This is a genomic window from Kitasatospora sp. NPDC059571, from assembly GCF_042735675.1.
GTDB lineage: Bacteria > Actinomycetota > Actinomycetes > Streptomycetales > Streptomycetaceae > Kitasatospora.
Window position 1 is genome coordinate 1 of record NZ_JBHWBW010000247.1, and the last position, 10,993, is coordinate 10,993.

Annotated in this window: 8 protein-coding genes; all 8 read right to left on the reverse strand. The window is 71.9% G+C overall.

From position 1 onward, the window contains the following. Positions 1-94 precede the first annotated feature (94 nt). Positions 95-931, reverse strand: coding sequence for an undecaprenyl-diphosphate phosphatase (locus ACFV0G_RS24375; RefSeq protein ID WP_380551697.1), 837 nt, complete (start codon positions 929-931; stop codon positions 95-97). A gap of 325 nt (positions 932-1,256) precedes the next feature. Further along, the gene (gene kdpC, locus ACFV0G_RS24380; protein WP_380551700.1) at positions 1,257-1,874 is read right to left on the reverse strand and encodes a potassium-transporting ATPase subunit KdpC; all 618 of its coding nucleotides are present in this window, start codon (positions 1,872-1,874) and stop codon (positions 1,257-1,259) included. Positions 1,875-1,890: 16 nt separating this feature from the next. Next, positions 1,891-3,996 carry a potassium-transporting ATPase subunit KdpB gene (kdpB, locus tag ACFV0G_RS24385; RefSeq protein WP_380551703.1) on the reverse strand — a complete coding sequence of 702 codons (2,106 nt, stop codon included), beginning with the start codon at positions 3,994-3,996 and terminating at the stop codon, positions 1,891-1,893. After that, on the reverse strand, positions 3,996-5,657 hold the full coding sequence (kdpA, locus tag ACFV0G_RS24390) for a potassium-transporting ATPase subunit KdpA (RefSeq protein WP_380551706.1): 1,662 nt from the start codon (positions 5,655-5,657) through the stop codon (positions 3,996-3,998). Before kdpA ends, kdpB begins: the two co-directional genes overlap by 1 nt. A 1-nt stretch (position 5,658) precedes the next feature. Continuing rightward, the gene (gene kdpF / locus ACFV0G_RS24395; RefSeq protein WP_099900601.1) at positions 5,659-5,748 is read right to left on the reverse strand and encodes a K(+)-transporting ATPase subunit F; all 90 of its coding nucleotides are present in this window, start codon (positions 5,746-5,748) and stop codon (positions 5,659-5,661) included. A gap of 270 nt (positions 5,749-6,018) precedes the next feature. After that, positions 6,019-7,899: an amino acid transporter gene (locus ACFV0G_RS24400; RefSeq protein WP_380551716.1), complete on the reverse strand. Its 1,881-nt coding sequence runs from the start codon at positions 7,897-7,899 to the stop codon at positions 6,019-6,021. A 563-nt stretch (positions 7,900-8,462) separates the two neighbouring features. Beyond that, on the reverse strand, positions 8,463-10,208 hold the full coding sequence (locus ACFV0G_RS24405; RefSeq protein ID WP_380551710.1) for an MOSC domain-containing protein: 1,746 nt from the start codon (positions 10,206-10,208) through the stop codon (positions 8,463-8,465). A gap of 88 nt (positions 10,209-10,296) precedes the next feature. Next, the gene (locus tag ACFV0G_RS24410; protein ID WP_380551713.1) at positions 10,297-10,581 is read right to left on the reverse strand and encodes a hypothetical protein; all 285 of its coding nucleotides are present in this window, start codon (positions 10,579-10,581) and stop codon (positions 10,297-10,299) included. Positions 10,582-10,993 lie beyond the last annotated feature (412 nt).

The following is a 10,993-nucleotide window of genomic DNA, read 5'->3' on the forward strand; positions in this document are numbered from 1 at the left end:
AGCCAGACACCCCCCGGGGGTGTGACCGACACCGTGGGGCGGCGGGCGCCCACCCCCCCCCCCGCGCGGGCCCGTCGGGCGTCCGGACGGTCCGTCAGGCGTTCAGCACACCGGTGCCGAGCAGGCCGAACAGCAGCACGCCGATCACGATCCGGTAGACCACGAAGGCGTTGAAGGAGTGCTTGGCGACGTACTTCAGCAGCCAGGCGATCGAGGCGTAGGCGACCACGAAGGACACCGCGGTGCCGACCAGCAGCGGGGTGGTGCCGACGCCGGCGCCGAGGGCGTCCTTCAGCTCGTACAGGCCGGCGCCGGTGAGCGCCGGGATGCCGAGGAAGAACGACAGCCGGGTGGCGGCGACCCGGTCGAGGTCGAGCATCAGGCCCGCGGACATGGTGGCGCCGGAGCGCGAGAAGCCGGGGAAGAGCAGGGCGAGGATCTGCGCCGAGCCGACGATCATCGCGTCCTTGAAGCTGGTGTCGTCCTCACCGCGCTTGTGGCGGCCCATCTGGTCCGCCGCCCACATCACCGCGCTGCCGAGGATCAGCGAGCCGGCCACCACCCAGAGCGAGGCCAGCGTGCTCTCGATCAGCGGCTTCGCGGCCAGGCCGACCACCACGATCGGGATGGTCGCGTAGATCACCCACCAGGCGAACTTGTAGTCGTGGTGGTAGCGCTCCTCCTTGTTCACCAGGCCGCGGCCCCAGGCGGAGACGATCCGCACGATGTCCTTGAGGAAGTAGAGCAGGACGGCGGCGATGGCGCCGACCTGGATGACCGCGGTGAACCCGACCACCGAGGTGTCGTCCACCGGGATGCCCATCAGGCCCTCGGTGATCTTCAGGTGCCCGGTGGAGGAGACGGGCAGGAACTCGGTCACCCCCTCCACGATTCCCAGGACAACGGCCTGTCCGACAGTGATCGCGCTCACGTGCACCTTCCCAGTGATGTCGGGCCATCGTCCCGGAGATCGACGTGCGGGCACGGCAGGCACCGCACGTGACTACAGGAATGTAGACGTGCCGGGCCCCGCCGTCCAACCGCCTCCGGACCATCCGCCACCCGGATGAACGGACGGTGAACCACGCCCCTCACCCGGTCGGCCCTGGGGCGTCCGACGGACGGCGGACGACCCGCGAAGGGGGCCGGCCCGGCGTACGGCGGTGCGGCGCAGCGCGCCGTGGAGCAGCGTACGCCGGTGCGGCCGCCCGCCGTGGCAGTGGGCCACTGCGGACGGCCGCGTCCCGGCCCTCCGATCACTGCTGCGCGGCGAGCGCCCGGTTCAGCAGCAGCACGTTGACCCCGGGCTGCCCAAGGAAGCCGAGCGAACGGCCCTCGGTGTACTTCTCGACCAACCGGTGCACGTCCTGCTGCGACAGGCCGCGGGCCCTGGCCACCCGGTTGACCTGCTCGTCGGCGTAGGCGACGGAGATCTGCGGGTCGAGGCCGGAGCCAGAGGCGGTGACCGCGTCCGGCGGGACGCTCGCCGGATCGACGCCGTCGAAGGCGGCGATCGCGGCGCGGCGGTCCTGGACGGCCTCGGTCAGTTTCTCGTCGTTCGGGCCGAGGTTGGAGGCGCCGGAGGCCTTCGGGTCGTACGAACCGGCCGAGAACCGCGGCTGGAAGAACGCCGGGTCCGGCTCGGCCTCCTCGTTCGGGTCGTTCGGGTTCTTCTTGGGGAGGTCGAAGTTCTGGCCGAGCAGGCTGGAGCCGACCTCCTTGCCGCCGGCCGTCACGATCGAGCCGTTGGCCCTGGCGGGGAACGCGGCCTGGCTGATGCCGGTGACCAGCAGCGGATAGGCGATGCCGAGGATCACGGTCATCACCAGCAGCATCCGCAGGGCGGTGAGGTGGGTGCGCACAAGGGTGGGCATGGGGTTCTGGCCTCTCTCAGCTCAGGCCGGGGATGAACTGGACGATCAGGTCGATCGCCTTGATGCCGATGAACGGGACGATCAGCCCGCCGATGCCGTAGATGCCGAGGTTGCGGCTCAGCAGGGCGCCGGCGTGGGTCGGCCGGTACTTGACGCCGCGCAGGGCGAGCGGGATGAGGCCGATGATGACCAGGGCGTTGAAGACGATCGCCGAGGTGATCGCGGACTGCGGGCTGTGCAGGCCCATGATGTTGAGGTGGCGCAGGCCCGGGTAGACGCCGGCGAACATCGCGGGGATGATCGCGAAGTACTTGGCGACGTCGTTGGCGATCGAGAAGGTCGTCAGCGCACCGCGGGTGATCAGCAGCTGCTTGCCGATCTCGACGATCTCGATCAGCTTGGTGGGGTTGGAGTCCAGGTCCACCATGTTGCCGGCCTCCTTGGCCGCCATGGTGCCGGTGTTCATCGCCACGCCGACGTCGGCCTGGGCGAGGGCCGGGGCGTCATTGGTGCCGTCGCCGGTCATCGCGACGAGCTTGCCGCCCTCCTGCTCCTTCTTGATGAGGGCCATCTTGTCCTCGGGGGTGGCCTCGGCGAGGAAGTCGTCGACGCCGGCCTCCTCCGCGATCGCCCTCGCGGTCAGCGGGTTGTCACCCGTGATCATGACGGTCTTGATGCCCATCCGCCGCAGCTCGTCGAACCGCTCCCGCATGCCCTCCTTGACCACGTCCTTGAGGTGGATCACCCCGAGGACCCGCGGGGCCCTCCCGCCGGTCCTCTCGGCGACGACCAGCGGGGTGCCGCCGGCCGCGGAGATGCCGTCGACCAGCTGCTCCACCTCGGCGCCGACCGTGCCGCCCTGCTCACGGACCCAGGTGGCGACCGAGCCGGCCGCGCCCTTGCGGACCTGCCTGCCGTCGACGTCCACGCCCGACATGCGGGTCTGGGCGGTGAACGGGACCCAGGTGGCGTGTGCCAACTCGCCCTGGGCGCGGGCCCGCAGGCCGTACCCGCTCTTGGCGAGGACCACGATCGAGCGGCCCTCGGGGGTCTCGTCCGCGAGGGAGGACAGCTGCGCGGCGTCCGCGAGGTCGTCGATCTCCACGCCGGTGGCGGGGAGGAACTCGGCGGCCTGGCGGTTGCCGAGGGTGATGGTGCCGGTCTTGTCGAGCAGCAGGGTGTTGACGTCGCCGGCGGCCTCGACCGCGCGGCCCGACATCGCCAGCACGTTGCGCTGCACGAGCCGGTCCATGCCGGCGATGCCGATCGCGGACAGCAGCGCGCCGATGGTGGTCGGTATCAGCGCGACGATCAGCGCGACCAGGACGATCATCGACTGCGGGGCGCCGGCGTAGGTCGCCATCGGCTGCAGCGTGACCACCGCGATCAGGAACACGATGGTCAGCGACGCCAGCAGGATGTTGAGGGCGATCTCGTTCGGGGTCTTCTGCCGGGCGGCGCCCTCGACCAGGGCGATCATCCGGTCGATGAAGGTCTTGCCCGGCTCCGAGGTGATCCTCACGACGATCCGGTCGGAGAGGACCCGGGTGCCACCGGTCACCGCGGAGCGGTCGCCGCCGGACTCGCGGATCACCGGCGCGGACTCGCCGGTGATCGCCGACTCGTCCACCGAGGCGACGCCCTCGACGACGTCGCCGTCACCGGGAATGGTCTGCCCGGCCTCGACCACGACGTGGTCGCCCAGGCGCAGCGCGGTGCCGGAGACCTCCTCCTCGGCCTGCGAGGCGGGCCAGTCGGTCAGGCGGCGGGCGACGCTCTCGGTCTTGGTCTTGCGCAGGGTGTCGGCCTGGGCCTTGCCGCGGCCCTCGGCGACGGCCTCGGCCAGGTTGGCGAAGACCGTGGTCAGCCAGAGCCAGACGGTGATCGACCAGGCGAAGACCGACGGGTCGGCGACGGCGGAGATCGTGGTGACGACCGAGCCGACCTCGACCACGAACATGACCGGGTTCTTGACCATCACCCGCGGATCGAGCTTCCTCACCGCGTCCGGGAGGGACTTGGCGATCAGCTTCGGATCGAGCAGGCCGGCCGAGACTCTGTGCGGAGCCTGGCCCTGCTCGACCGGGACGGGCGCGGGGGCGGGGGTGAGCGTGGTGGACATCAGTGGAGACCTTCTGCGATCGGCCCGAGGGCCAGGGCCGGGAAGTAGGTGAGGCCGACGACGATGAGCACCACACCCGAGAGCAGGCCGACGAACAGCGGCTTGTGGGTGGGCAGCGTGCCCGCGCTCGCCGGGACCGGCTGCTGCTGCGCGAGCGAGCCCGCCAGCGCCAGCACGAACACCATCGGCAGGAACCGGCCCAGCGCCATCGCCAGGCCGAAGGCGGTGTCGTACCAGGCGCTGTTGACGGTGATCCCGGCGAACGCCGAGCCGTTGTTGTTGGCGGCGGAGGTGAACGCGTACAGCACCTCGGAGAAGCCGTGCGGACCGGAGTTCAGCATCCCCGCCCGCTCACCCGGCAGCGCCATCGCGGTACCGGCGCCGATCAGCACGATCGCCGGGGTGGTCAGGATGTACAGGGAGGCGAACTTCATCTCCCGGCCGCCGAGCTTCTTGCCCAGGTACTCCGGGGTCCGGCCGACCATCAGGCCCGCCACGAAGACCGCGACGATCGCCAGGATCAGCATCCCGTACAGACCCGAGCCGGTACCGCCGGGCGCGATCTCCCCCAGCATCATGTTGAAGATCGTCAGTCCGCCGCCGAACGAGGTGAACGAATCATGGAACGAGTTCACCGCTCCGGTCGAGGTCAGCGTCGTCGACGCGGCGAAGAGAGCGGACCCGGCGATGCCGAAGCGCTGCTCCTTGCCCTCCATCGCGCCGCCGGCCGCCTGCAGCGCGGTGCCCGCGTGCTGGTGCTCGAAGAAGGTGATCAGGACGGCCGAGGCCACCCAGAACAGGCCCATCACCGCGACGATCGCGTAGCCCTGGCGGTTGTCGCCGACCATCTTGCCGAAGGTGCGGGGCAGCGCGAAGGAGATCACCAGCAGCAGGAAGATCTCCAGCCAGTTGGTGAGGCCGGTCGGGTTCTCGAACGGGTGGGCGGAGTTCGCGTTGAAGAAGCCGCCGCCGTTGGTACCGAGCTCCTTGATGACCTCCTGCGAGGCCACCGGCCCGCCGGGTATCGACTGGGTGCCACCGCCGAGCGTGGTCAGCTCGTGGAAGCCGTGGAAGTTCTGCACGACGCCGTTGGCGACCAGCACCAGGGCGAACACGATCGACAGCGGCAGCAGCAGCCGCAGCACGATCCGGGTCAGATCGACCCAGAAGTTGCCGACCCGCTCCGTCCGGTTGCGGGTGAAGCCCCGGATCAGCGCCGCGACGACGGCGATGCCGACCGCGGCGGAGACGAAGTTCTGCACCGCCAGGCCTGCCATCTGCACCAGGTGGCCCATCGCGGACTCGCCGCTGTAGGACTGCCAGTTGGTGTTGGTGGTGAACGAGACCGCGGTGTTCCAGGCCTGGTGGGCCGCCATCTGCGGCACGCCCAGGCTCAGCAGCAGATGCGTCTGGAGCCGGATCAGGCCGTAGAGGAAGAGGATCGACAGGGCCGAGAAGGCCAGCACCGAGCGCAGGTAGACGGGCCAGCGCTGGTCGGCGTCGCCGTCGACGCCGACGACCCGGTACAGGCCGCGCTCGACTCTCAGGTGCTTGGCGGTGGTCAGGAGCTCGGCGATGTAGTCGCCGAGGGGGCGGTAGCAGAGGGCCAGCGCGCCCACCAGGGCGAGGGCCTGCAGCCAGCCCGCAGCAGTGGCAGTCATGTCAGAACTTCTCCGGGTGGATCAGCGCGAGGACGAGGTAGCCGACCAGCGCGGCGGCGACAATGAGGCCGACGACGTTCTCGGCGGTCACAGCCTCTCCACCCCCTTCGCGATCAGGGCGATGACGGCGAACACGACGACCGTGACTCCGAGGAATACGAGATCTGGCATGGCTCCACCACGGTGGGTTCTGACGCGGCCGGCGGCGTCCCGCGGGACCCGTGCGGCGCCGGTGGATGACCGGCACATGCAGCCAACCAGCGGGAACGCCCGGCGCAGCGGCCCCTGACGGTCTCCATACGGACCGGGGCCCGGCCTTGACGTCCCCTTGACGGGTCGGGCGCGGCGAGTGCCGGTGTCGTCAGCCGACGTGGACGCGCGGACGGCGGCTCGGGTCGGACTCGGCCTCGCGGAGCACCTCGCGGGTGACCGGCGCGACCTCGCCCTGGCCGAACAGGAAGAACCGCATGAACTGGGCGAACGGGTTGCCCTCGGTCCATTCGAAGTAGATGTGCGGCTGCTGCCCGGTGGCGTCCCGGACGTGCAGCAGCAGGGCCGCGAGCGCGTTGGGGATGCTGGAGTGCTCCAGGGTCAGCACCCGGTAGCGGTCGTGCCGGACCTCGCCGCGGATCATCAGCTCCGCCTCGAAGTCGGACGGGTCGCGCACGGTGACCTCGACGAAGACCAGGTCGTCCTCGACCGGGATGCCGTGGTCGGTGCGGATCTGCTGGGTCTTGTCGCGGTACGCGGCGAGGTCGCCGTTGTTCGGCTCGTTCGCGATCAGCCGGATCGAGCGGTGCGCGCTGTCGCGGACGAACCGCTCGGCCACCGGGTCGAGCGCCACGTCGGTGACCCGCAGCTCGAAGGAGCGGGCCAGCCGGGAGGCCAGCGAGATGAGGATGATGGCCGCGATGAAGCAGGCACCGATCTTCACACCGTCCGGGCGCTCCGCGATGTTGATCACCGTGGTGTAGGCGAAGACCGCGGAGATCACACCGAAGCCCACTGTCCAGCCGCGCTGCCCGGCCTTGCGGGCGGCGATGGTCACCGCGATGGCGGCGGAGCTGATCAGCACGAGGACACCGGTCGCGTACGCGCCGCCCTGGGCGTCGACGCCGGCGTCGAAGATCCAGGTGACCAGGAAGGCGACGCCGGTGAGGACGAGGACGGTCGGGCGGACGGCCCGCGCCCAGTGCGGGGCCATGCCGTAGCGCGGCAGGTAGCGGGGCAGCAGGTTGAGCAGGCCGGCCATCGCCGAGGCGCCGGCGAACCAGAGGATCGCGATGGTGGAGGCGTCGTAGACGCTGCCGAAGGCGCCGCCCAGGTACTGGTGGGCCAGGTAGGCGAGGGCTCGGCCGTTCGCCGCACCGCCGGGCTGGAACTCGTCCGCGGGGATCAGCAGGGTGGTGATGAAGCTGGTGGTGATCAGGAAGGCGCTCATGATCACCGCGGCGGTGGTGAGCAGCTTGCGGGTGCCGCGGATCCGGCCGGTGGGGCGGTTCTCGGTGTCGCCCTCGTCGCCCTCGATGTGCGGCATGACCGCGACGCCGGTCTCGAAGCCGGACAGGCCCAGGGCGAGCTTCGGGAAGACCACCAGCGAGACGCCGATCATCGCCACGATGTTGCCGTGCTGGGCGGTCAGCGCGTTCGACCAGTCGGTGACGACGTGCGGCGCGGTGACCACGTGCCACAGGCCCACGGCGACCACGACGACGTTGAGCACGAGGTACACGCCGACCAGGCCGACGGCCAGGCCGATCGCCTCGCTGAACCCCTTCAGGAACACGGCGCCGAGCAGCGCGATCAGGATCAGGGTGATCAGCACCTGCTTGCCGTGCAGGGCGCCGCTGAGGTGCGGGTTCTCCACCAGGTGGGCGGTGGCGTCGGCGGCCGACAGGGTGATGGTGATCATGAAGTCGGTGGCGGCGAAGCCCAGCAGCGCCAGCACGAAGAGCTTGCCCTGCCAGAACGACAGCAGCCGCTCCAGCATCGCGATCGAGCCCTCGCCGTGCGGACTCTCCTTCGCCACCCGCCGGTACACCGGCAGCGCCCCGCACAAGGTGACGATCACCAGCACGATCGTCGCCACCGGCGAGAGCAGGCCGGCCGCCAGCGCCGCGATGCCCGGCTGGTAGCCCAGGGTCGAGAAGTAGTCCAGGCCGGTCAGGCACATCACCCGCCACCACCGCTGCCCCTTGTGCGCAGGAGCCTGCGCATGCGGGCCGGGGTGCTGCTTGGCCATGTCCGCCAGGCCCTCCAGCAGCCACGCCCGCAGACGGCTCGGCGCCGCAGGGGCGGTGGTTTGGAGGGGGGGTGAAGTGGCCACGGTGCACTCCGTCGGAAGCGAAAACGATCAAGCCGCCCCGGTGGGCGGCGGAGCCAGCGTAGGCGGACGGGTCATCGGCCTCTTTCGCCACCGTGTACAACATCGGGGGGCCGTTCCTCCCCGTCCGTACGGATCCGCGGGCGGCACGTGCGAGGATCGGCGGGCCCCTCCGGAGTCCCCGCGCAGACCTGCCCCGGACGCCTGCCGGCCGGTCGGCCCGATACGCCAAATGGCATTTCCTGCAAGTGAATTGGCCGATCAGCACGAGGCCTGCGGGCGGTCCGCGACAAGAGCCGCAGGACGCTCGCGAGCCGGCCGTACGGGGTACGCCCGCGCCGTCCGGTCCCACACTGCGGACGGCCCGCCCGGCCCGGCGGCAGCCGTTCCGGCGGGAACGGGCCGCGGAACCTTGACGCATCCTTAACGCCCCTGCGGCCGGTCCGCGGGCGGCCGCGCGGTGCCGCCGGGCCCGGGCGCCGTCAGAGGTCGAGCACCACGTCCCGCCCCGGCCGGGAGCAGCAGATCAGCGCATGGCCGGCCGACGGCTGCTCGACCGGCTCGGGCCGGTACGACACCCCGCCCTCCAGCAGCCGGGTCTCGCAGGTGCGGCAGACCCCGGTACGGCAGGACCAGCGCACCGGGACGTCGCAGGCCTCCGCCAGTTCCAGGAGGCTGCCGTACGCCGGGTCCCACGGGACGGTGAGCCCGCTGCGGACGAAGGACACGGCGGGCCCGGTGCCGGGCGGCCCGGCGGGCGGGTGCGGCGGCGCGGCGGCGGCGCCGGGCACGACCCCGGGGGCGAGGCCGGCGCCCGCGCCGAAGACCTCGGTGTGGATCCGCGAGGCGGGCAGGCCCAGCGCGGTCAGCGCCTCCGCCACCTCGGCCATGAAGGCGGTCGGCCCGCACAGGTAGGCGTCGGCGGTGGCGGGCAGACCGAGCCGGGCCACCAGGTCGCCGGTGAGGCGTCCGCGGTCGGTGTAGTCGGCGCCCTTCCGGTCGCCGGGGCCGGGGCGGCTGTAGCAGATCCGGACGCGGCCGGCGGGCAGTCGGGCCAGCAGCCGTGCGGCCTCGGCCGCGAACGGGTGCTCGTCGCCGTTGCGCGCCCCGTGCAGCCACCACACCTCCCGCTCCGGCCGGGTGTCCGCCAGGGCGTACAGCATCGCGAGCACCGGCGTCGCACCGACGCCCGCGGATGCCAGGACCACGGGGCCCGTGCCGTCGCGGAGGGTGAACACACCGCGGGGCGCCGCGGACGGCAGCACGTCGCCGATCGCCAGGTGGTCGTGGATCCAGTTGCCGGCCACCCCGCCGGGCTCCCGCTTCACGCTGATCCGGTAGCGGTCCGCGCCCGGCGGGCCGGAGAGCGAGTAGCTGCGCAGCAGGGCCGGCGCGCCGGCGCCGTCCGGTTCCAGCCGGACGGTGAGGTACTGGCCGGGCGCGGCGGCGGGCAGCGGGGCGTCGTCGGGGCCGGCCAGCCAGAGGGAGCGGATGCTCCGACTCTCCCGGTCGATCCGGGTGACGGTGAGCGGGCGGAAGCCGTCCCAGGCCGGCCGGGGCTCCGCGCCGTCGGGGTCGAGTCCGGCGTTGTGGCCGGCCCCGTCGGCCTGCTCCAGCAGGGCCCGGAAGGAGCCCTGCCAGCCCGGACTGAGGGCGGGGATGCGCAGCGCCGTGGCGATCCTGTCCCGGGGGCGGTCGGGCAGGTAGAGCAGCCCGTCGACCTCGGCGACGGTCATCCGCTCCGGCCCGTCCGCGATCTTGGTGATCTCCTGTCCGGCCTCGACCTCGCCCTCGGCGAGGACCCGCAGGTAGAAGCCGGGCCGGCGGTGGGTGACCAGGAGGGCGGGCATCCGCGGCTCGTCCATCCGCATCCCGACCCGGTAGCAGGTCACCCGGGGCTGGGTCACCTCGAAGACCGCGGTGCCGATCCGATAGCGGTCGCCGATGCACACCTCGTCGTCGGGCAGGCCCTCCACGGTGAAGTTCTCGCCGAACTGGCCGTGCCCGAGGTCGTCGCGGCCCAGCACCTGCTGCCAGTGCCGGTAGGAGTCGAGCTGGTAGACCATGACGGCGCGCATCTCGCCGCCGTGGCCCCCGAGGTCGCCCTGCCCGTCGCCGTCGATGTTGAGGCGGCGCACCCGCTGCGGGCCGGTGACCGGGTGCTTCCAGATCCCGGTGCGGACGGTGCGGCCCCGCCAGCTGACGTCCGCGGGGAGTCCGACGTTCACGGAGACGAGTGTGGCCACGATGTCCGCCCTGCGGGTCGCCCGGATCCCCCCGTCCCTCGATCGTAACGGCGGCCCCCGCGGGGCCGCTTCAGTAGCAGTGGACCGCCGACCCGTCGACGGCGGACCCCGGCTCGACCCGGTACGCGCCGACCTCGGGGCCGTACCCGGATCCGACCCGGAAATCGACGGTCGGCTGGGTCCAACGCCCGTCGAGCACCTTGGTGAAGCAGATGCCCGCGACGTCATCGGGCGTCCCGGTCCGGTTCGCCTCGAACGCCCAGCCCGCCTCCGTCGCCGCCCTCCGGTAGAAGGACAGCATCTCGTCCCGCTTCCCCGGATACGCATAGGTGCGGGACACGTCCCGTCCGTGCACCCGGACTCCTCGTCCGCGTACCCCAGGGGACCGGGCTGCGCCGGCTCCTTCGGCACCGAGGCACCCGGCGGCGCGGCGTGCAGCACGGCCGCCGATGCGAGCTGCCCCAACTGCCCGTCCACCCCGTCGCAACTCCGGGCGGACACCGCCGAGCAGCCGCCGATCGAGGCACCTGCGAGCACACCGGACAGCAGCAGGACGATCCTTCGGCGCGCGCCGCGGGACATGGCCCCCTCATCGTTGACGATGCGACACCTCCGCCACCACGGTCCGTCCGCGGGCCGCATCGCCGGGGAGTCCAGGGCTGCCCGGACAGGCGGCCGCCGGCCGGGCACCCGCCGGCGAGTCAAGTGGTCGGCGGCGACCGCCGGTCCTGGTCCGGCGGGGTGCCCGGAGGGCCCGGGCGCCGGCC

What these genes read in the sequence shown, in the direction of transcription:
- kdpC (WP_380551700.1), bottom strand. Translation starts at nt 1,874, where the DNA reads ATGCCCACCCTTGTGCGCACCCACCTCACCGCCCTGCGGATGCTGCTG.
- kdpB (WP_380551703.1), bottom strand. Translation starts at nt 3,996, where the DNA reads ATGTCCACCACGCTCACCCCCGCCCCCGCGCCCGTCCCGGTCGAGCAG.
- kdpA (WP_380551706.1), bottom strand. Translation starts at nt 5,657, where the DNA reads ATGACTGCCACTGCTGCGGGCTGGCTGCAGGCCCTCGCCCTGGTGGGC.
- ACFV0G_RS24400 (WP_380551716.1), bottom strand. Translation starts at nt 7,899, where the DNA reads ATGGCCAAGCAGCACCCCGGCCCGCATGCGCAGGCTCCTGCGCACAAG.